This window comes from Sulfurimonas sp. HSL1-2 (assembly GCF_039645565.1).
Classification (GTDB): domain Bacteria; phylum Campylobacterota; class Campylobacteria; order Campylobacterales; family Sulfurimonadaceae; genus Thiomicrolovo; species Thiomicrolovo zhangzhouensis.
On record NZ_CP147914.1, the window covers coordinates 786292 to 807514 of the forward strand.

23 protein-coding genes and 1 riboswitch are annotated in these 21223 nt (G+C 57.1%); of the genes, 18 read left to right on the top strand and 5 right to left on the bottom strand.

The features are described from left to right. The first annotated feature begins 2 nt into the window (after window positions 1–2). The 12 genes from atpD (at window position 3) to WCX18_RS04045 (ending at window position 9434) form a co-directional block, all read left to right on the top strand. Complete coding sequence (atpD, locus tag WCX18_RS03990; protein ID WP_345989809.1) at window positions 3–1400, top strand: F0F1 ATP synthase subunit beta; 1398 nt, start codon at window positions 3–5, stop codon at window positions 1398–1400. Window positions 1401–1427: 27 nt separating this feature from the next. Then, window positions 1428–1820, top strand: coding sequence for an ATP synthase F1 subunit epsilon (gene atpC, locus WCX18_RS03995; protein WP_345989812.1), 393 nt, complete (start codon window positions 1428–1430; stop codon window positions 1818–1820). 9 nt (window positions 1821–1829) lie between these two features. Beyond that, the gene (locus WCX18_RS04000) at window positions 1830–2405 is read left to right on the top strand and encodes a MotA/TolQ/ExbB proton channel family protein (protein ID WP_345989814.1); all 576 of its coding nucleotides are present in this window, start codon (window positions 1830–1832) and stop codon (window positions 2403–2405) included. Next, on the top strand, window positions 2402–2800 hold the full coding sequence (locus tag WCX18_RS04005; RefSeq protein WP_345989816.1) for a biopolymer transporter ExbD: 399 nt from the start codon (window positions 2402–2404) through the stop codon (window positions 2798–2800). Before WCX18_RS04000 ends, WCX18_RS04005 begins: the two co-directional genes overlap by 4 nt. After that, a complete protein-coding gene (locus WCX18_RS04010; protein WP_345989818.1) occupies window positions 2772–3551 on the top strand; it encodes a TonB C-terminal domain-containing protein in 780 nt (259 codons plus the stop codon). The genes WCX18_RS04005 and WCX18_RS04010 overlap by 29 nt, the downstream gene beginning before the upstream one ends. A 2-nt stretch (window positions 3552–3553) precedes the next feature. Then, window positions 3554–4795, top strand: coding sequence for a Tol-Pal system protein TolB (tolB, locus tag WCX18_RS04015; RefSeq protein WP_345989820.1), 1242 nt, complete (start codon window positions 3554–3556; stop codon window positions 4793–4795). 114 nt (window positions 4796–4909) lie between these two features. Then, a complete protein-coding gene (pal, locus tag WCX18_RS04020) occupies window positions 4910–5455 on the top strand; it encodes a peptidoglycan-associated lipoprotein Pal (RefSeq protein ID WP_345989822.1) in 546 nt (181 codons plus the stop codon). Window positions 5456–5464: 9 nt separating this feature from the next. Beyond that, complete coding sequence (locus WCX18_RS04025) at window positions 5465–6376, top strand: tetratricopeptide repeat protein (protein ID WP_345989825.1); 912 nt, start codon at window positions 5465–5467, stop codon at window positions 6374–6376. A gap of 78 nt (window positions 6377–6454) precedes the next feature. Then, window positions 6455–6973 carry a peptidylprolyl isomerase gene (locus WCX18_RS04030; protein ID WP_345989827.1) on the top strand — a complete coding sequence of 173 codons (519 nt, stop codon included), beginning with the start codon at window positions 6455–6457 and terminating at the stop codon, window positions 6971–6973. Next, window positions 6924–7724: a helix-turn-helix domain-containing protein gene (locus tag WCX18_RS04035; protein ID WP_345989829.1), complete on the top strand. Its 801-nt coding sequence runs from the start codon at window positions 6924–6926 to the stop codon at window positions 7722–7724. Before WCX18_RS04030 ends, WCX18_RS04035 begins: the two co-directional genes overlap by 50 nt. 13 nt (window positions 7725–7737) lie before the next feature. Next, complete coding sequence (gene fabD, locus WCX18_RS04040) at window positions 7738–8676, top strand: ACP S-malonyltransferase (RefSeq protein ID WP_345989831.1); 939 nt, start codon at window positions 7738–7740, stop codon at window positions 8674–8676. Continuing rightward, window positions 8673–9434 carry a nitrilase-related carbon-nitrogen hydrolase gene (locus WCX18_RS04045; RefSeq protein ID WP_345989833.1) on the top strand — a complete coding sequence of 254 codons (762 nt, stop codon included), beginning with the start codon at window positions 8673–8675 and terminating at the stop codon, window positions 9432–9434. The genes fabD and WCX18_RS04045 overlap by 4 nt, the downstream gene beginning before the upstream one ends. Before the next feature lie 93 nt (window positions 9435–9527). On the opposite strand, the gene WCX18_RS04050 is transcribed toward WCX18_RS04045, so the two are convergent. After that, on the bottom strand, window positions 9528–9980 hold the full coding sequence (locus WCX18_RS04050; protein ID WP_345989835.1) for a YaiI/YqxD family protein: 453 nt from the start codon (window positions 9978–9980) through the stop codon (window positions 9528–9530). Then, window positions 9977–11356, bottom strand: a complete 1380-nt coding sequence (dbpA, locus tag WCX18_RS04055) for an ATP-dependent RNA helicase DbpA (RefSeq protein WP_345989837.1) — start codon at window positions 11354–11356, stop codon at window positions 9977–9979. The genes WCX18_RS04050 and dbpA overlap by 4 nt, the downstream gene beginning before the upstream one ends. Window positions 11357–11495: 139 nt before the next feature. Here dbpA and WCX18_RS04060 point away from each other — a divergent pair, with 139 nt between their 5' ends. Next, complete coding sequence (locus WCX18_RS04060) at window positions 11496–12230, top strand: 5'-methylthioadenosine/adenosylhomocysteine nucleosidase (protein ID WP_345989839.1); 735 nt, start codon at window positions 11496–11498, stop codon at window positions 12228–12230. After that, complete coding sequence (locus tag WCX18_RS04065) at window positions 12220–12969, top strand: ATP-binding protein (RefSeq protein WP_345989841.1); 750 nt, start codon at window positions 12220–12222, stop codon at window positions 12967–12969. The genes WCX18_RS04060 and WCX18_RS04065 overlap by 11 nt, the downstream gene beginning before the upstream one ends. Here the strand turns inward: WCX18_RS04065 and WCX18_RS04070 are convergent. After that, on the bottom strand, window positions 12966–13451 hold the full coding sequence (locus WCX18_RS04070) for a DUF2062 domain-containing protein (RefSeq protein ID WP_345989843.1): 486 nt from the start codon (window positions 13449–13451) through the stop codon (window positions 12966–12968). The genes WCX18_RS04065 and WCX18_RS04070 overlap by 4 nt on opposite strands. A gap of 139 nt (window positions 13452–13590) precedes the next feature. Here WCX18_RS04070 and WCX18_RS04075 point away from each other — a divergent pair, with 139 nt between their 5' ends. After that, window positions 13591–13938, top strand: a complete 348-nt coding sequence (locus tag WCX18_RS04075; RefSeq protein ID WP_345989844.1) for a rhodanese-like domain-containing protein — start codon at window positions 13591–13593, stop codon at window positions 13936–13938. Here the strand turns inward: WCX18_RS04075 and WCX18_RS04080 are convergent. After that, window positions 13926–14429, bottom strand: a complete 504-nt coding sequence (locus tag WCX18_RS04080) for a hypothetical protein (RefSeq protein ID WP_345989846.1) — start codon at window positions 14427–14429, stop codon at window positions 13926–13928. The two genes, WCX18_RS04075 and WCX18_RS04080, sit on opposite strands and share 13 nt — an antisense overlap. Between WCX18_RS04080 and WCX18_RS04085 the strand changes: the two genes are divergently transcribed. Further along, window positions 14428–15342, top strand: a complete 915-nt coding sequence (locus WCX18_RS04085; RefSeq protein ID WP_345989848.1) for a ChaN family lipoprotein — start codon at window positions 14428–14430, stop codon at window positions 15340–15342. The genes WCX18_RS04080 and WCX18_RS04085 overlap by 2 nt on opposite strands. Further along, window positions 15339–16613, top strand: coding sequence for an MFS transporter (locus WCX18_RS04090; RefSeq protein WP_345989851.1), 1275 nt, complete (start codon window positions 15339–15341; stop codon window positions 16611–16613). The genes WCX18_RS04085 and WCX18_RS04090 overlap by 4 nt, the downstream gene beginning before the upstream one ends. Here WCX18_RS04090 and mutY read toward each other — a convergent pair. Further along, window positions 16594–17550: an A/G-specific adenine glycosylase gene (mutY, locus tag WCX18_RS04095; RefSeq protein WP_345989853.1), complete on the bottom strand. Its 957-nt coding sequence runs from the start codon at window positions 17548–17550 to the stop codon at window positions 16594–16596. The two genes, WCX18_RS04090 and mutY, sit on opposite strands and share 20 nt — an antisense overlap. A 196-nt stretch (window positions 17551–17746) precedes the next feature. Then, window positions 17747–17822, top strand: a riboswitch (cyclic di-GMP riboswitch). A 143-nt stretch (window positions 17823–17965) separates the two neighbouring features. Here mutY and WCX18_RS04100 point away from each other — a divergent pair. Then, complete coding sequence (locus WCX18_RS04100) at window positions 17966–21205, top strand: hypothetical protein (RefSeq protein WP_345989855.1); 3240 nt, start codon at window positions 17966–17968, stop codon at window positions 21203–21205. The last annotated feature ends 18 nt before the right edge of the window (window positions 21206–21223 follow it).

The following is a 21223-nucleotide window of genomic DNA, read 5'->3' on the forward strand; positions in this document are numbered from 1 at the left end:
GAATGGTTGGAAAAATTATCCAGGTCATGGGACCGGTTGTCGACGTTGAGTTCGACGGAAATCTTCCTGCGATCAATGAAGCGATCGAGGTAAAAGCAAGTGTGGAAGGCAACGAGTACCGTCTGGTCCTCGAAGTCGCTTCCCACCTCGGTGACGGTCGTGTCCGTACGATCGCCATGGATATGACTGAAGGACTGGTCCGCGGTACAGAAGCGGTCGCAACAGGCGCACCGATCAGAGTGCCGGTCGGTGAAAAAGTCCTCGGACGTATCTTCAACGTTATCGGTGAAACGATCGACGACGGCGATCAGGTTACTGACGCTGAAATGTGGTCCATCCACCGCGATCCTCCGCCGCTCGTCGAGCAGAGCACGAAGACTGAGATGTTCGAAACGGGTATCAAAGTCGTCGACCTCCTCGCACCGTATGCAAAGGGTGGTAAAGTCGGTCTGTTCGGTGGTGCCGGTGTCGGTAAAACCGTCATTATCATGGAGCTGATCCACAACGTTGCACACGCACACAGCGGTTACTCCGTTTTTGCCGGTGTCGGTGAGCGTACCCGTGAAGGTAACGACCTTTACCACGAGATGAAAGACTCGAACGTTCTGGACAAAGTTGCCCTCTGCTACGGCCAGATGAGCGAGCCTCCGGGAGCACGTAACCGTATCGCCCTCACTGGTCTGACCATGGCGGAATACTTCCGTGATGAAAAAGGCCTCGACGTCCTGATGTTCATCGACAACATCTTCCGTTTCGCGCAGTCCGGTTCCGAGATGTCTGCACTTCTCGGCCGTATCCCGTCTGCCGTCGGTTACCAGCCGACACTGGCACGCGAGATGGGTGCGCTGCAGGATCGTATTACGTCTACGACGAAGGGTTCAATCACTTCTGTCCAGGCGGTTTACGTCCCGGCGGACGACCTGACTGACCCGGCTCCGGCGTCTGTCTTCGCCCACCTCGATGCAACGACGGTTCTGAACCGTAAGATCGCTGAAAAAGGTATCTACCCGGCCGTCGACCCGCTTGACTCTACGTCTCGCCTGCTCGACCCGCAGATCATCGGTGAAGAACACTACAACGTCGCTCGCGGCGTTCAGAAAACACTTCAGAAGTACAAAGACCTGCAGGATATCATCGCGATCCTCGGTATGGACGAACTTTCTGAAGAAGACAAAGCGACTGTCGAACGTGCACGTAAGATCGAGAAGTTCCTTTCTCAGCCGTTCTTCGTTGCAGAAGTCTTTACAGGTGCACCGGGTAAATACGTTACGCTTGAAGACACTATCAAAGGCTTCAAAGGTATTCTCGAGGGTGAATACGACCATATGCCGGAAAACGCATTCTATATGGTCGGTGACATGAAAGAGGCGATCGAAAAAGCTGAAAAAGCAAAATCGTAATCTTTTTCAGTGCAAAAGGAATAAGTAATGGATACTTTTAAACTGGAAGTGATCACGCCTAACGGTCTCATTTTTGATAATGAAGCCGTTGAAGTCACGCTGCCGGGTGAAGAGGGTGAGTTCGGTGTTCTGCCGCGCCACGCTTCACTGACGACGCTGCTCAAAGCCGGCGTTATCGATATCGTCACTGCAGACAAGCGCACCGAGTCCATCGTCGTTAACTGGGGTGTAGTCCAGGTGACGGAAGACAAGGTGACGGTACTGGTTGACGGTGCCGTCGCGATCCGCGGCGAAGGCGAAAGCGAAGTCGCCAAAGTGCTCGAAGATGCGAAGAAACTGCTTGCTGACGTTTCCGACTCCAAGATGGCACTGGCTTCGGTCTCAGCCAAGATCGAATCGGCTGCACACAAACTGCTCTAAGCGATCATCATGTTTGAATCGCTCAGCGACTACTACCTCAAAAGCAACAGTGTCACCCTCGCGGTACTGGCACTGCTTGCGGTCTACTTCATCGTTATCAACTGGACGTTCTTCTACCGCTTCCTCGCATTGAACCGCTGGGTCGACAAAGAGACGGATTCACTCGAATCGCTTCTGATGGGTGCACAGGGGATTGCAGCGAACTCCTACCTGAACCACTTTATCAAAAGCAGCAAACGCCTTTCGAATGAACTGTTTGACCTGGGGCTTTTCGCCGGGACGAAAGAAGCGACGAAGGGACTGGCTATTCTCTCCGTTGTTGCTTCGACTGCACCCTTTATCGGTCTGTTCGGAACGGTTGTCTCGATTCTCGATACCTTCAACAATATCGGAAGTTCCAGCGGAACCATGGCGGTCATCGCCGCCGGTGTCTCCGACGCGCTTGTGGCGACGGCAGCCGGTATCTTCGTGGCGATTTTCGCCTATACCTACCATCAGATCCTCAAACGCCGGGCGTATGAACTGACCGGTCTGCTGCAGATGCAGCGTGATGCCCTGATGGCCAAAGTGACGGACGCGGCGTGAGTGTCTTCGACTGGGAAGAGCGGCCGGAGCTGAACATCACACCTCTGGTGGATGTCATGCTCGTACTGCTGGCGATCCTGATGGTGATTGCACCGAACATCGTCTACGAAGAGCTGATCAATCTCCCCCAGGGCTCGGCGCAGAAGCAGCTTGAGAAGAAGCCGCCGGTCCATATCGTCATCACGAAAGAGGGCGAGATCCTCGTCAACAAAGAGAAATTCGATCGTCTCGGCTTTATCGACAACTTCTACCGCTTTGCGCAGGAGAACCTCGATGCCAAGTCGACGGTCACGATCAGTGCCGACCGTTCCCTGGACTACGGGATGGTCATGTCGGTGCTTGCAGCGGTAAAACAGGCAGGTTTTAGTGAAGTCTCTCTCGCTACCAACGGTTGACGATCCCCGGGACTTTTACCTGGGCGGTCTCTATGCCGTTGTCCTGTTCCTCCTCATTGTATTGCTTTTTTTCCAGCTCCTGCGGGGATTGGACAAAATGCATAGCTATGCGCTGACCAAAAGTGCGACGGTTTCTGTCTCGCTGGTCGACGTACCGCTCATTACCTCCAAGCAGAACAATACGCCTACGCCTGTTCCCAAGCAGGAAGCGGCGCCTGAGCCGACGCCCGAACCCGAAGAGTCGCCGACGCCGGTAGAGGATATCTCGTCACTCTTTTCGGATATCCAGACCCAGAAGATTGTTCATACCAAGCGGCCCGAACCGCAGCAGAAAATCGATACGAAACGGCTGGCCAACCTTCAGAAACGTATCAAGACGACGAAAAAGCGTGATGCGACGGCGACCGCGGAACAGGTGAAGAACCTCAACCTGGTGCGCCCTTCACAGGAGGCCGGCGGGCAGAGTGCTTCGGGCGGCGCGGAAGTCAATGCGTATTACGCTAAAATACAGGCCACTATCTATGAGAACTTCTTCCCGCCGGTCAATTCCGAAGGTTCCGTTTCCCTGATTCGGATCTGGATCTCGGCCGGCGGGAAGATGACACGTTTCAAAGTCCTCCGCGCTTCGGGCGAATCGTTTTTCGACCGGGAGGTCGGGCAGCTTGAAAAGCGGCTGGCGCGTGTCACGTTCGAAAGAAACCCAAAAGGAAACGAGGCCGTTCTGGATGTCAGTCTGGTCTCCAAGGAGTAACGATGCGTTTTTTCATTGCGTTGATGATGAGTGTGACGTTGATGTTCGCCGCCGATGCGACCATCGAAGTAGTAAAAGAGGCCGACAGCCTTCCATCCATTGCGGTTGAGGATGCCTCTGTCGATTTTACCGGTACGCCGGCCAAGCGCTTTTACAACCTGCTCTCCAGCGACCTGAACGTGCTGACACTGTTCAATGTCGATCACCATTATGCAACGACCCATTTCGACAACGCTTCCGTGCTCAACCGGGCCATGGATTACACGCTGCGTTTCCGTCTTCGCGACGATGACGCCGCTTTTGTTGCGGACATCCGCCTTTTCCAGGAAGACAAGGTCGTCCTTCAGAAAAGCTACCGCGTTGCGAATACGGCTATGAGCCCGTTCGTCTCCCATGCGATCGCCTATGACATCAACGAATTTTTCGGCCAGGCTCCGCTGGACTGGCTCAAACGCAAGATTATCTTTGCCCGTGTAAAAGGGCGTATGGAGAGTGAAATCGTCATCGCCGACTATACGCTCTCCTATCAGCATGTCATGATCAAAGGGGGGCTCAACGTCTTCCCGAAATGGGCCGACGAAGCGCACTCGGCGTTCTATTACACGTCGCTCAGCGGCGACAAGCCGACCCTGTTCAAAATAGATGTCCGTACCGGTGCGCGTACGGCAATGCTGAGTTCGGACGGCATGCTGGTCTGCTCCGACGTCAGCCGGGACGGCCGTGAACTGCTCCTGACCATGGCGCCGAAAGGGCAGCCCGATATCTATCAGTACGATACCGTGACGAAAACCGCGAAACGCGTCACGACCTACGGCGGCATCGATGTCAACGGACAGTTCATGAATGACGGCCGGATCGTTTTCATCTCCAACCGCCTTGGCTATCCGAATGTCTTCGCCAAGCGCTCGGGGGAAGCCAAAATCGAGCAGCTGGTCTTCTACGGCAAGGACAACTCCGCGTGCAGCGCCCATAACGAATACGTGGTCTACAAAGCCCGTGAAACCAGTGATGCGTTCGGGACCAATACGTTCAACCTGCACCTGATCTCGATGAAGACGGACTTCATCCGCCGTCTGACAGCGACGGGTGTCAACGAATTCCCGCGTTTCTCCAATGACGGGGATGCGATCATCTACATCAAGAACTATAAGCAGCAGAGTGCCATCGGGGTGATCCGTCTGGCGCAGAACAAGAACTTCCTGTTCCCGCTGGCCAGCGGAAAAATCCAGTCACTCGACTGGTAAATTGGTTACTTAAAGCAAAATGCTATATTCTGTTAAGTTTTTTTTGCTAAAATCATCAGGATTATTTTAGGACATCCTGCAAAAGGCTCTGTTCGGTCTCCCCAAAGGATTGTGATGAAAAAAGTGTTGGTTTACAGCAGTGTAGTTCTGATGTTGTTGGCTGGTTGTAGCTCTAAAACACCGGCGATCGATGAGACGCAAACAGGTGCGGATAGCAGCCAGATGGAGAGTGCGGCAGATGCCGATACTGTCGTTGTTGATGAAAATGCAGGTGTCAGTGACAGCACGATCGAACTCGGCGAAGAGACGATGAGTGCCCTGGAGAGCCAGATGCAGTCCATCTATTTTGCGTTCGACAAATTTGACATCAGCATGGAAGCGTCTACTAAACTGCAGACGAACGCCGCACTGATGCAGAACAAAGCAGCTGCCTTCAACATCAAAATCGAAGGTAACTGTGACGAATGGGGTAGCGACGAGTACAACTTCGCGCTGGGTCTGAAACGTGCAAAAGCCGCCAAAGACGCGCTGGTTGCCGAAGGTGTCAATGCTGAGCGTATCAGCATGGTAAGCTACGGCGAAAGCAACCCTGTCTGTGTTGAAAAGACGCAGGAGTGCTGGGCCAAGAACCGCCGCGACGACTTCAAACTGCTTCCGTAATCGGGACCGATGAAACGTCTTTCCCTCCTTTTGGCGGGCGCGCTGCTCTTTCAGCTGCAGGCGTCCGAACCCTCCGTATTCGGTGCCGGCAACCTTGACAGCGACTCGCCATACGGGTTGACGGAGTCCGAAAAAAAGATTGTCGAGAACCGGCAAAACCTTCAAAACGCCAAACGCAAATCCCAAGAGAACAGTGCCCAGTTGCAAAGCCTGCGCGAACGCATCGACGGGTTGCAGACGATTATTGAAGGCCTGGCGGAAAAAACCCAGGAAAACAGGCTCAAAGTCGGCGAACTGACCTCGGGTCAGGATGTGGCGGCGGACCGTGACGCCAAGGTCGCGGCGCTGGAAGAGGCCGTGCGTGCCAACGAGGCGAATATCGCTTCGCTCAAAACGGTACTGGAGAAGATGGCGGCCCAGGTTGATGCCATCAATGCCAATTATGTCTCCAAAGATGAGTTCAATGGGCTTGTCGGAGAGATCAACGCCTTCAAACGTGACCTCGGCAAAACGCTCAAAAGCGTCAGTGCACCTGCTGCGACGGACTCCTTGCAGTCGAAATCGAGCAAGGAACTTGCCGCCGAGGCGAAGGCGAACTACAACAAGCTCTTCTTCAAAGAGGCTATCCCGATGTACGAGGAGCTGATCCGCCGTAACTACAAGCCGGCCTATTCGCACTTCATGATCGGGGAGATGTGGCACTACCGCAAAGAGTGGTCCAAAGCGCTCTCCTACTATAAAGAGAGTGCTGCACGTTCTTCGAAAACGTCATTCATGCCGGCTCTGATGCTTCACAGTGCGGAATGTATGATGCATACCGGTGATTCGGCAAACGCGAAAAAGTTTCTCCGGTCTCTGATCGCTAAATACCCTGCCTCCAGTGAAGCAGCGGAAGCTGAACGGCTTCTGAATACTTTGTAGGCAGCTATAGCGCTACTTTTTCAGCCGCACTATAGTTAGATCGGGTTAGAATCCCTAAATTTTTGTAAAGGTAATATTATGGCTATTGAAACGAATCAAGTCGTATCCATCCAGTATGAAGTTCAGGCCGACGGCAAAGTCGTTGACTCCAACATCGGCGGTCAGCCGCTCGTGTTCATGTTCGGCAAGGGACAGATCATTCCGGGCCTCGAAGCGGGTATCCAGGAGATGGCAGCAGGCGAGAAAGGTGACGTCCTTGTCAAAGCATCCGACGCCTACGGCGACTACAATCCTGAAGCGACTCAGGATGTGCCGAAAGAGCAGTTCGCAGGCATCGATCTTCAAGAAGGCATGACACTCTACGGCCAGGGTGAAGACGGCGGTACCGTTCAGGTCGTCGTCAAAGAGATCAAAGACGAGAGCGTCGTCGTTGACTTCAACCACCCGATGGCGGGCAAAGATCTGATGTTCAGCGTCACGATCAACGAGGTTCGCGACGCGACGGCTGACGAGATCGCCAGCGGCGTGCCGGCAGAGAACAAGGTCGATGACGGCTGCTGCGGAAGCGGCGGCGGACATAGCTGTGGCTGTCACTGAGTTTCTCGCAGCCTCACACGCTTCGACCGAAGCGCTGCGGACGGCGACGCTGCTCAAAACCCTTCAGGTCAATGCGCTGATCAGCGGACCGAAAGGGACCGGCAAACAGACACTCGCACGGGTAATCCTGCCCGGCGCCGTCGTGCTCGACGCACGCGACTTTGACAATGTGCTCAATGCGCTTGAAAGCAATGATGAAGTTGTTTTGACGCATATTGAACACTGTCCGAACATTACCCTGCTTTTCGAGCGGGTCAAGACGGACAAGGTGCGCATGATCGCGACGGCCTCGTCCGAGTACCTCTCCGATGCTATCTGGGAGTTTTTCAGCGTCAAGATCGCGCTGCCTCCGCTTGTCGACCGCCCCGAAGACGTGGAACTGCTGATCAGCCATTTCAATGCCGAAGCGGACCGGATCTTCGACCTGGTGCGCGAGACATCCGCTGCAGGCAAAAAGCCGGATCTGAGCGACAACGCTTACTCCCTGCGCAAGCAGATCTATTTCGAGCGCCTGATGGGCGGGGTGAACGAAGCGGAAGTGATGCAGGTGATGGAGCGTTACCTGCAGGCGCAGATGGGGTCGCACAACGACTACCGCAAATTCCTGCACCTTTACGAGGTCCCGTTGATCCGAACGGGGCTGCGCAAGTTCAAATCGCAGCTGCAGCTGGCGGAGCGCCTTGGGCTGAACCGCAACACCTTGCGCAAGAAGATTGCGGAAAACGAGCAGTTCGGTCTGCTTGAACCATGACACAGGAGGAGAAATGAGTCAGAAAATCGCGATGGTGTTCCCGGGACAGGGGAGCCAGAGTGTCGGTATGGGCAAGGCGTTCTACGAAGCGTCCGATTATGCAAAAGAGATGGTCGAGAAGGCCAGTGACCGCATTGGGGTCGATTTCAAAGCGTTGATGTTCGAGGAGAACGAGAAACTCGATCAGACTGCCTATACCCAGCCGGCGATCCTGCTGGTGTCGATGATGGCTTACAAGCTCTTCCAGGAAGCGCGCCCGACGGCGCCGACACTGCTGCTGGGGCACTCCCTCGGCGAAGTCTCCGCAGTCTGCGCGAGCGGGGCGATCGATTACCTCGACGCCGTCGAACTGGTGCACAAACGCGGCCAGCTGATGCAGAGCGCCTGCGAAGGCGTCGAAGCGGGCATGATGGTTATCGTCGGCCTTGACGACGCGGCGGTCGAGACGATCTGTACTGACGCCCGCAACAAAGAGAACAAGCAGGTGTGGCCTGCGAACTACAACCAGGACGGCCAGCTGGTCGTGGCGGGTCTCAAGCCGGACCTCCAGAGCCTCGAAGCGACCTTCAAAGCGGCGGGGGCCAAGCGTGCCCTGCTGCTGAACATGTCGGTTGCCAGCCACTGCCCGCTGCTCTCTGCGGCGCAGGACCCGCTGCGCGCAGAGCTGGAAAAAGTGCTGCACGATCCGTTTGACGCCCCGATCATCTCCAATGTTACGGCCAAACCGTACCATACGAAACAGCAGGCGGTGGAGCTGCTCAGCGAGCAGCTGATCTACCCGGTCCGCTACAAGCAGTCCGTTGCTGCGATCGCCCCGGACGTGGACCTCGCCATCGAGTTCGGCAACGGCAAAGTCCTTGCGGGACTGAACAAACGTATTGCCAAAGAGATGAATACGCTCAACGTCTTCGACATGGATTCGCTCCAGGCTACCCTCGACGCGCTGCAATGACCGTCACCCTCGTCCAGAACGCGCCCCGGCTGAACCGTACGAACCTCGAGTCGTGCGAAACGCTGGTGGCCGCCTATGCCGGACGCAACGATGTCATCGTCTTCCCCGAACTGGCCCTCAACGGCTACCTGCTTCAGGACAAGGTCTATGAAGACGCCTGGACGCTCCCCGAACTTGAACCCCTTGCCAAGGCGAGCCTCGCCTGCGATATTGTCGTCGGTGCGGCGCTCAAAGAGAACGGACGGACCTACAACACGGCGTGCTATTTCAGCGGCGGCGAACTGCGTCATGTTCACCGAAAGCTGCACCTGCCCAATTACGGGATGTTCGAAGAAGCGCGCTACTTTTTCAAAGGCAGCCGTATCGAGGCTTTCGATACGACGTTCGGCCGAAGCGTCATGCTCGTCTGCGAGGATCTCTGGCGCGCCCAGACGATGGCCGACGTTGCGGCACTGAAACCGGAGTTCGTCTATGTCATCGCCAACTCCCCGGCACGCGGATTCGAAGATGAGGGGCTGGCCATCGAAGGGCAGTGGGACGCACTGCTCAAATCACTGGCACAGCTCGCCAACGCCTATGTCGTCTTCGTCAACCGTGTCGGGTTCGAGGACGGCCTGGGCTTTTGGGGCGGCAGCCGCGTTATCACGCCCCGCGGCGGCATTGAACGCCGTCTCCCGCTCTTCGACGAGGCTGTCGAGACGGTGACCCCCGATCATCGGCTCCACGACGTTGAAAAGTGGCTCGCAAAGATCGACTGACCCCTTTCCCTACCGCGGCGGCCTTTTCAGACCGCCCTTCACGTTAATCAGATCAATTTTCTATTGTTTCTCTCTCGTGTATTCCACACGCGCTTATGCTTTGGCGTGCTCGGTCAGAAAGCGGTGCAGGGCATTGGCGAAGGCGTGCGCATCTTTGGGGCCGAAGGGCTTCGGTCCTCCGGTAACGACGCCGCTGTCGCGGACCGTCTCCATCAGGTTGCGCATGGCGAGATACTGCTTGATATTGTCCGGCGTGTAGCGCTCCCCGCGGTGGTCGATGGCATGGGCTGCTTTTGAAAGCACCCGGTCGGCCAGGGGGATGTCCGCCGTGATGACAAGATCGCCGGGGGAGAGCATTTGGACGATCCGGTCATCCGCGGCGTCGGCACCCGCTTCCACGATGACCGTCTCGATCAGGGCGGAGTCCCCCAGCCGGACGGGTTTGTTCGAGACCAGCACCAGCGGTATCTGCACCCGTTCGACAGCGCGGACGACAATGGGCTTGAGCAGGTTCGGGAAGGCGTCACCGTCGACGAAGATCGTCACGGCGTGATCCTGGCGCGGAACTTTTTGCCTTTGATCTTGCCGCGGTTCAGCTGCTGCAGCGCACTGTCGGCAACACCCTGTTCGACGGCAACGTAGGCAAGGGTGTCATGGATGGCGATGCTCCCTACCGACTGGCCGTCGATGTCGCCGGAGGCGCAGAGGGCGCCGAGCAGGTCCCCGGGACGCAGCTTCTGTTTCCGGCCGCCGTCAATCCGCAGGACGGCGAAACGGGGAAGCAGCAGTGCGGGATCGGCCGGCGCGAAACCGGAAGCGTCTTCAGGGACGAAGGGAATGTCGCCGACTGCGGCCAGCCGTTCGGCGGCACTCTGCTGCTTCGGGGTGAAGAGCGTCAGCGCCATCCCGGTGCTGCCCGCCCGGGCCGTACGCCCGATGCGGTGGAGGTAGGTTTCGGGTTTTTCGGGCAGGTCGAAATTGATGACGGCGCCCAGCTCCTTGATATCGAGCCCCCTTGCGGCGACGTCCGTTGCGATGAGCAGCCGAATCCCTCCGAGGGCGAAACGCGTCAGCACCTCGGTGCGTTCGCCCTGGCGCAGGTCGCCGTGCAGGACGGCCGCATCGTAGCCCTGCTCGGCAAGTTCGAGCGCCAACGCATCGCAGCCCGCCTTCGTATTGCAGAACACGACGGCGGATTCGGGAGTGTAGTGCCCGAGGAGACGCAGAAACGTAGCGCTCTTTTCCCCTTTAACCCTGACGAAGTGCTGTGTGAGCGTCACCTCCGTAGCACTGTTCTCGACCTCCACCGTCACAGGATCGCGCAGCAGCGCGGAAGCGATCGCGGCGATCGTCCCGGGGAAGGTGGCCGAAAAGAGCAAGCTTTGACGGGAGGAGGGGAGGTGCGAGGCGATCTGCATGATGGCGTCATGAAAACCGAGGTCCAGCATCCTGTCGGCCTCGTCGAGCACCAGGGTATGCACTTTCGAAAGCGAGAGCGTCTTTTTGCCCAGGTGGTCGAGGATCCGCCCCGGGGTGCCTACGACGATGTGTGCGCCGTACGTGAGCGAGTCGCGCTGCGGCGCCAGCGGCACCCCGCCGCAGAGCGTCAGTACCTTGACGTTCGGCCGGTGGCGCGCGAGGCGGCGCAGCTCCCCGGCGACCTGTTCGGCCAGTTCCCGCGTCGGACAGAGGACAAGTCCCTGAACATCCGTTTCGTTCTCTGCGAGCTTCATGATCATGCCGATCCCGAAGGCCAGGGTTTTGCCGCTGCCGGTCTGCGCGCGGACGATGGCGTCTTTGCCCTCGAGCAGCGCCGGAAGGCTTTGTTCCTGTACCGGGGTCATACGGCGGTAGCCGAGGGTGTCCAGGTTTTCGAGCAGCGGGGCGGGAAGGGGAAGGGTGGTAAAAGGTTTGGAAGTCACGGCGGCTCTTTGTGGCAGAATGCTCCGGAAGCGGGTTCCGAAGAGATGCGCCATTGTAGCGTATTCCGCCCCGGGCCCCGATATAGGCGCTCTCAAGCTCTTTGGCTATAATTGCAACAATTTTACGATGCAGGGATGAATGATGAAAATTGCCATTATGGGGGCCATGGTCGAAGAGGTGGAGCCGTTCCTCGATGCGGGTGAGCACGAGCCGCTGCTCAAATATTTCAAGAAGCACAACGACGTCGAATATGCCGGAAACCTCTACCACGAGGCGCGTTTCAAAGGGCTTGATATCGTGCTGGGCTACAGCAAGATCGGCAAGGTGAACGCGGCACTGACCGCCGCGACAATGCTCGAAAAGTTCGGCTGCGAGATGCTTCTTTTCACCGGGGTCGCGGGCGCGGTGAACCCCGAACTGAAAATCGGCGACCTGATTGCCGCGACGCAGCTCTGCCAGCACGACCTCGATATCACGGCTTTCGGTCACCCGCACGGTTATGTGCCTGAAGGCAAGGTCTATGTCGAACCGTCCCGCGAACTCCTGCATATGGCCAAGAGCGTTGCCGAGGAGAAAGGGATCGATCTCAAAGGGGGGATCATCGCGACCGGAGACCAGTTCATCGCGGATACGGAGCGTAAAGCGTGGATCGAAAAGACGTTTGAGGCGGATGCCATCGAAATGGAAGGGGCGGCCGTCGCCGTCGTTTGCGATGCGATGCAGGTCCCCTTCTTCGTCCTGCGTGCGATCAGCGACGCCGCGGACATGGATGCAACCTTCGATTTCGACGAATTCCTGAAACACTCATCGCAGGTCAGCAGCAGTTTCGTCATGGGGATGCTGGAGAAGATCGCCGCCGCCCATGGTCAGTAAAAAAATCATGCGGCAGCTCGGCCGCACCAACGCCGCGTTCAACCTGGTCGAGGAGGGGGACCGCATCCTTGTCGGCCTCTCGGGCGGGAAAGACTCCCTGACCCTCGTGCATGCCATGAAAGAGCAGCAGCGCCGCGCCCCTTTCAACTTCGAGTTGGTCGCCGTCACCGTCGCTTACGGCATGGGGGAGGATTTTTCCGCGCTGATTGAACACTGCAAAGAGCACGGCATCGAGCACCATATCCACGATACGAACATCTACGATACGGCCAAAGAGAAGATCCGCAAGAACTCCTCGTACTGCAGTTTCTTCTCCCGGATGCGCCGCGGCTCCCTCTACAGCGCCGCAGAGAAGTTCGGGTGCAACAAGGTGGCCCTGGGCCACCACCTCGACGATGCGGCCGAGAGCTTTTTCATGAACCTGATCTATAACGGGCATCTGCGTTCGCTCGCCCCGAAATACCGCGCGGACAACGGGCTTGTCGTCATCCGCCCCCTGATCCAGATGCGCGAACGCCAGCTCGCGGCCGCCGCGCACGACAACGGCTGGCCGACGATCGGGGACGAGGCGTGCCCCTCGATGCGCTTTGATGTCAAGATGCCCTACGCGCGTGCCGAGATGAAAACGATGCTCTCGGAGATGGAGGGCAAGTACCCCGACCTCTTTACGTCGATCAACGCGGCGTTCGGCCACATCTCCGACGACAGCTTTTTCGACCCGGAGCGTTTTTTGCTCTAGCGCCGCCTCCGGGAGCGGTGGCGGTGCACGGAGACGATCCAGAGCCGCTGGACAAGGTAATAGCCAGCAGCGGCAAAAAGGGTCGAGTAGAAGAGGGCTCCCGTATACAGCGGCACAACGATCGCATCGAAGTTCTGCTCAAACCACGCCAGGCTCATGGCGACGTGTGGCAGGTCGTGCATGCCGAGCAGGAAGCCGCCGGTTTTGTACTCGACATAGTAGATGAAGGGCATCGTCGCGGGGTTGGTGATCCAGACCAGGGCGATGGAGAGCGGCAGATTGAAGCGGAAAAGCGGCTGCAGCAGGACGATGGCGACCATCTGTGCCGGCATCGGGATGAAGGCGACGAAGAGCCCGACGAGAACGCCTTTTGCAACTGCATGCCTGTTCACACTCAAAAAAGCACGCGGAATTTTGTAGCGGGTGATGAGGTCGGCGTATTTCTCGTTGAAGCGGCTGCGTTTGAAAAACCGTCGGATCATGCCGTCACCCCGTGAAAAAGTCGCAGTATTATAACTGCTTTAATGGAATCGCCTATTAAGGAACAGATAAAATTTGTTTAAATGATAGACGATATAATTTTACCTAATTTTTATAACCGAATGATTTCAAAGGAAGAGAATGTCAAGTCTTAACGTATATCCGGACAAAGAGATGCTGGAAAACTCCGATATGGTCGTCGTCGATATCCGCACCGAGATGGAGTGGATGCAGACGGGTGTCGTTCCGGGATGCAAAACAGTCACCTTTTTCCAGATGGACGGCAGTTACGATGCCGAGGGGTTTATGAAAGCGATGGATGAACTCGGCGGCAAAGAGAAAGAGATCGGTTTTATCTGCCGTACCGGTTCCCGCACGGCGCAGGTCGCCATGTTCATGAAACAGCAGGGCTACAACGTCAAGAACCTCGCCGGCGGCGTCATGAAGCTGATGAGCGAGGGCTACGAGCTCGTCCCTTACAAAGGCTGATCGCCCTCCCGCGCCGCGACGAATTCGCTGCGCAGCTCCCCGAAGAGCCGCAGTATACTCTGCTGATAGGCGGTGATGTCGGGATCATCCTGGCACGCGAGCAGCGGCTCCAGCTGGGCCAGATCGATCTTCAGCGCGTAGCGCGGCACGGAACGGAGGTCGCGGATGATATCCTCGACCAGCGCATCGATGTCGAGCCCGTTGTTCTTGAGAACCTTCTCCACCATCTCCCGCGTCGTCAGTACCAGCGTATTTGAACGGTCCTCATCGTTGTAGATCTTCATCCCCGCCTCTTTGACGACATCGAATTCACACTCGTTCGCTTCGTTGTCGGCAGAGATGAGCGCGGCAAAAAGTTTGGCACGGAATTCAAGCGAGCTGTGGTGGTAGAGGAAAAGCTCCCTGAACGCGTTGAACAGGAAGTGTTTGAAGCTGAAGCGGACCGCCATCGTGTCGTCACCCCTTAAGGCATTTGGGATATTATACTGCATGCAATATTTCAGCGTACTTTTCCCCGCCGTTGTGCTGACATTTTTCCTGGGCTGCAGCCGGCCCGACGCCCCGCTGCAGCATACCTTTCCGCAGCCGTGCCGTCTCTATGATATGAAGCAGGCAGCCTGTATCAGCGATGCGTCGCTGGTGTCGCGCCTTGCCCCGTACCAGGTGCTTTTTGTCGGTGACCATCACGCCTCGACGGCCATGCATGCACGTTTTGCCGAACTGCTGACAACCCTGGCAGGGGAGGGGCGCCATCTCCTGCTGGCCAACGAATGGTTCGTGCCCGAGGATGATGCACTGCTGGCGCGCTATGCCGGCGGCGGCTTTGAGGGGAACTTTACCGAAGCGGTCGGATGGTCGGCGAAGGCGGGCTATCCTTTCGCATCGTACGAACCCATCTACGGGAGCATCCGCAATGCGAAGGGAAGGCTCTACGGCATCAATATGACGAAAGCGTTCCAAAAAGCGGTCTCCGACAACAACCTCACCGCCATGAACGACGCGCAGCGTACCTTCTTTGAGCAGCTTGATCTGAACCTCAGCGCGCACCGCAGCATGCTCGCACCCTTCTTCGCCCACTGCCATGCAAAACAGACGGGCGAGGATGCGCAGCAGTGCCGGGAGCGGATGTACCGGGTGCAGGTGGCATGGGACAGCTATATGGGCGAGCAGAGCGCACGCCTCGCCGCTACGGCACTGCAGACCCCGGATGATCTGCTGGTCGTCTTTGCGGGGGCATTCCATATGGCCTACGGTCTGGGCGTCAATGCCCGTTTCGCACGCCGCAGCGATAGGCCCTATGTCACGATCCTCCCCGTCCCGGAAGGGACAGCGGCGGCCGATGTCGGCGAAGCGGACTACCTGCTGTTTTATACCCCCGAAGCACCCTCCAAGGAGAGAGAATGACGCGCGAAGCGAAGAGCATCTACGGCTGGGCGCTGTATGACTGGGCGAATTCCGCCTATGCCACCACGGTGATGGCGGGATTCTTCCCGCTCTTTTTCAAAGCCTTCTACAGCGCCGAAGCCGATGCGACGGTCTCGACGGCACAGCTGGGGGTCGCCAATGCGGTCTCGAGCATCATCGTCGTGCTGCTCGCCCCCCTGCTCGGCGCCATTGCCGACGCCGGCGGCATCCGCAAGCGTTTTTTGCTCCTCTTTGCCTTCCTCGGCATCCTGATGAGCGCGTCGCTTGCGCTGGTCGGCAAAGGGCAGTGGGAGCTGGCCGCGTTCGTCTATGTGCTGGGCAATATCGGGTTTATGGGGTCGAACATCTTCTACGACGCCTTCCTCCCCTCGGTGACGACGGAGGAGCGTTTCGACAAGGTCTCCGGGCTCGGGTATGCCCTGGGGTACCTCGGCGGCGGTATTCTCTTTGCGGTGAACGTGGCGATGGTGCAGCAGCCGGAATGGTTCGGCCTGGCCGACGCGGCGGCGGGCGTGAAGGCCTCCTTCGTCACCGTCGCGCTCTGGTGGGCCCTTTTCGCGCTGCCGTTCGTCTTCTGGGTCAAAGAGAAGCGCAATACCCGCAAAATCGGTACGGTGACGCTCACCGTGCTCGGGTACCGCCGCCTGATGCGCACCTTCCACAAGATCAAGCATCTCAAAGGGCTGTTCCTCTTCCTCGTCGCCTACTGGTTCTACATCGACGGGGTCGATACGATCATCCGGATGGCCGTCGATTACGGCATGGCGATAGGCTTCGAGGCCGGGGACCTGATCAAGGCGCTGCTGCTGGTGCAGTTCGTCGGTTTCCCGGCGACGATCCTTGTCGCGAAGCTGGCACAGATGTGGGACACGAAAAAAGCGATTTACCTGACGCTGGGCTTCTATGTGCTCATTGCCGTGCTGGCGGCTTTCATGCACGACGTGAGCTCCTTCTACCTGCTGGCGGCGATGATCGCGCTGGTGCAGGGCGGCATCCAGGCGATGAGCCGTTCGTACTATTCGAAAATGATCCCCGCCGAGTATGCGGCGGAGTTTTTCGGCTTTTACAACTTCCTCGGAAAGTTCGCGACGGTCCTGGGACCGCTGCTGATCGGCGGGGTTGCCCTGGTGACGCACAGCTCACGGGCAGGGATCGCATCGGTCGCTGTTTTCTTCATCATAGGGGCACTGTTGCTGATGCTGGTCGATGAAAAGGCGGTGGCCAAGGAGGTCAGGGGCGCGATGCGCTAAGCTGCTTCAGCACCTTGTGGTCGGCCCCGCTCAGGGCCAGGGTGTCGATCTCTTTCCTCCCGAAATAGGTGAGCTCTTCGCGGTGCGCTTCACAGAGCCAGACCTGCGCTTCGAGCCGGAAGTGCGAATAGACCTGCACGATGCTATCGAGTGCTCTCCCCTGTTCGGGCGGCGCTGTCTGTTCATGGAACCCCCAAAGACCGTGCAGAAAACGTCCTTCGCGCTGTTTTAACCCGTACTGTCCGTTGTGCCGGTAGACGACGATATGCCGTTCACGTACCGGTATGCTTTTGCGTGTTTTCGGTGCGGGGTAACGCAGCGGGTCGCCGGCGGCACCTTTGCAGGCCTTTTGAAAAGGGCACGCTTCGCACTTGGCGCTTTTCGGAAGGCAGAGCGTGGCCCCGATGTCCATCATCGCCTGGTTGAATTCATAGGGGTGTTCAGGGTCGAAGAGCTTTTCGGCCAGGCTCCAGAGTGTTTTCTCATCGGCTTCCCTGCGGCCGTAGAAACGGTAGAGGATACGTTTGACGTTGGCATCAAGGATAGGCACCGGCACGGCGTATGCGAAGGCGGCGATGGCATGGGCGGTGCTTTTGCCGATACCCGGGAGGCCCAGCAGCCCGTCGACGCTCTTTGGCATGAACGGTGCCGCCAGCTGAGCCGCCTTGTGAAGGTTCTTCGCACGGGTGTAGTACCCCAGCCCTTCCCACTGTTTCAGTACGTCGTCAAGGGGCGCGGCGGCGAGGGAGGGGAGGGTAGGAAAACGTTCGAGAAAAGGGAAATAAAAGCGTTCCAATACGGTCTTGACCTGGGTCTGCTGCAGCATGATCTCACTGACCCAGATACGGTAGGGGTCATCGGTGTTGCGCCACGGAAGGGCATGCCGGCCGTGGGTTTCATACCACTGCAGCAGTCGGTTGTGCAGATCATCTTTCATAGGGCGGATTATAGCAGACGCCTGTCGCCGGATGCAATTGTGGGTGCAGGATTTATGTCTGCGATCAAATTGATTTTTCTTATATGAAATTAATTTATGCCGCTCTATACTGGGAGGTAATGAATAGCTGTTTTTCTCACGGTTTTGTGCCAAAAGAGGAGAGGGGGGCTGTTCAAAGTTGTTTGATATTTTGTACTGCAAGAAAAGCCTAACCCGGTGCGAACCGGGGGCGGAAAGCTACGGATCTTCTCGAAGATGGCCGGGTTGCCAAAAGTAGGGTAACTCGGTTGAATATTTTTCACCATGGTTTCGTTACCCACTTTTTGATTTGAGTACTTCGCTGCCCGAACGTGTCATGCGGTCGGGTCTGGAACGTTCTTGAAAGAGACGTTCTTTGCAACAGGAGACTCTACAAATGAAAGCTTCATTTCGAGAAAAATGGGGGCTGACCAAGCGCATGCTGGGAGCGGGAGCACTGCTCTTTGCCGTGGCGGCGTCGGCCAACATCGGCTATACGCTGGAAGGATGCCGCTCCACGTCTATCCCTGACGGATACGACCTGGCTGCGAACGATTATGTCTGCCCTGACGGGGCCTATACGACCGGTAACCTGAAAGGGTGGGCGGAACTCGACCTTGTGCCGCACCGGGTGACGATCGAAAACAAGGGGAGTGATCCCCAGAAATTCACCTTCACCGTCGGTGGTGACTACCTCTACGCGGAAGGCGGTGACCTGCGTGGATGGGACTATATCTCCGTTTTGGTCCTGGATGAGGACCTTTCCAATCAGATCTGTAAAGATTGGGCCTTTGCGAACCAGGATCAGCTGGTTGTCCAGGATCTTCTGATTACCCCTGATAATGAAGGTGCCGGCGGTGTCTTTACGACGATTTACCGTCAAATCGCTGTTGCAGGCGGCGGTCCGAGGGACGGTGCGTATGCGGCCAACGGTCTTCCCGGTGGTTCAGTGTGTGTGGCGAACTACTATCAGCGTCTCGCCCTTGGTTCGCACCTTTACTCGGGTTCATCTCTTCAGTCAAACCTCTGGGATGCGAATCTCAGCTCTTCGGGCGGTCAGAAACGTGTCCAGCTCCCCGACGTCAGAGCGATTGAAACCAGCAAAGACATGACGGCACGCCAGGCACAGTCATATGGCTGGGCCATCTCCAAAAGCGGCCCGGCGACGGTTGATTTCGGCGACACCTGTGCACCGAGTGCCGTTACCAATAAACTGGTTGATGTCAACGTGACCTGGACGAGACTCCCTTCAACACCGGTCGGGACCGTCGGTGTACATACGAAGATCTATGTGACGAACACCTCTTCGCGTGAAATCTACGCCAATGTCTCCGATATTGTCTACTTCAGCGGCGGTATGACCAGTGTGCAGCCGGATGCGTGTCCTCCCTACCTGATGCCATCGAACTTTTCCGGGGTGGTCTGTGAACATGATATTATCGTCCCTGAAGGAGAGAGCGGCGGACTGAACGACATCGCGACGATCAGCTTCGATGACCCGTTCCTTCCGGATGTGCCGATTACGGTCACGCTGGAAGCCAGCGCATCTGCTTCGGTCCAACCGGGCGATACCCTGAACGCCACGGCAACGGTCAGAGACCATGAGTGGATCGAAAGTACGAACGGGCTGATGAGTTTTGCGAGCGGGGACTTCACCCCTGCGGGCATCGGTAGCTACGATGCGCCGTACGTCGCGGGTACGCAGACGGTCGGTGACGTCAACTGGACCTCTTACACCGTCGAAGACAGCGGTGTGCTTGTCTTCCACAAGACCGTTTATATTACCGGACCGATGATCGCAACCGGTACACTGAGCGATACGGCAACACTGGTTGCGGATGGCGGTTTCACACCGGACGCGGCAACCCATGAAGTCGCGCTTTCTGCCGATGCGACGGTGTCACTCACGATCAATAAAACCATGCCGGATATTCTTGACGGCAACGACAGTGTCGATGTCCTTTTCACTGTCTCCAAAGAGGGGATGGATGACATCAACAGGACCCTGACCTTCACGGCGCTGACTTCATTGACACAATCTGTGAAGATCGAGGGGCTGGAACCGGGTTCGTATACCGTGACGGAAACGGCTCCGACCGGGTTTGAGCCGGAAGTCAGTGCGATCAAGCCGGTCACCATCACGCTGCCGTCCTGCGGCGAGTCCGTCACCTTTAACAACCAGCTGGCCGGCCAACCGGCGGTCAAAGTCATCAAAGTAACCAAACCGGCCGAGATTGCGGGCGTACCACAAAAAGGCGACTGGAACATGACGCTTTACAAAGAGACTGCTCCGGATGTCTGGACAGCTGTGACATCGCTGCTGACCGATCCGAACAGCGCAACAAACGTGCTCGTGCCGGAAGGTGAACTGGCCGAAGGGCATTACAAAGTCGTCGAAATCATGAAAGACGGCTGGTATATGTCCGATCAGTCCGGCGATTGCGACTTCACCGTCGACTATCCGGAAGACCTCTATCGTGCGGACTACGAGTGCCAGTTTGAAAATACCAAATATGCCACGGTGATCATCAACAAGCTGACCGTGCCTGCGGGTATGCCGGATTATTTCCACTTTACCCAGGACCTCAACGGTTCGTATGATCTCAACCTGACCCATCTGGGATCGCACACCTTCATGGATGTCATTCCGAAAACCTATACGGTGACGGAAGACGATCCGACACCGGAGTATGACCTGATCGGTCTCACCTGCGTCGAGCTTGACGGTGTGGAAAACAGTTCCACTTCCCTGAGTCAGCGCGAAGCAACGATCGTCGTCGATCCGGGTGAAACGGTCCAATGTACCTATACCAACCGCAAACGCGGCAAGATCGAACTGATCAAGCATGAAAACGGCGGTACGGTCTATACGATGGATTGGACCTTCAAGCTCAGCGGAAACGGTCTGAACTTTACGGATACACCTGACGCAAACGGACTGGTGGACTTCAATAATGTCTGGCTGATCCCGGGTGCACAATACACTGTATGTGAAATGGGGATCCCGGTCGCCTGGGAAAACCTCTGGTACGTCGAAGGCTCGCCGGTCTCCTACGACAATCCTGACTCCGGGGAGGCATCGAACGAAAACCACTGTTATGACTTTACGGTTGAAGCGAATCAAACGATCCACTTTGTCGTAGAGAACAACTATACGCCTCCGGGCGGTGAACCGCGTACGATCGGCTACTGGAAAAACTGGACGACATGTGACGGCCACGGCAACCAGCAGGAAAAAGCCGAAGCGGCGAACCTCCTGGCAGGTCAAACGGAGGTCTGGCTGGTCGATTATGTCCTGCCGATCACCCTCGGCAGCTATGTCGTCGATAACTGTGAAGACGCGGTATCCATCCTGGATAAACGCGATGTCTCCAGCGGTAAGAAACGTGCCGGGGATGCGGCCTATGGGCTGGCGGCGCAGTTGATGGCGGCCAAGGCCAACTATGCCGCCGGCGCGACACAGTGTAGTGCTGCGACCGATGCCATCAATGCCGGGGATGCACTGCTGACATCCATCGGCTTCGACGGTACGGGCGGCTACCTCAAAGGCGGCAAGAACGCCGCTGCCCAGAAATCGGAAGCGACCTCGATCGCAGGTACGCTTGACAGCTACAACAACGGTGCGCTCTGTCCGTAACCGTCAGGCAAAGGCTCC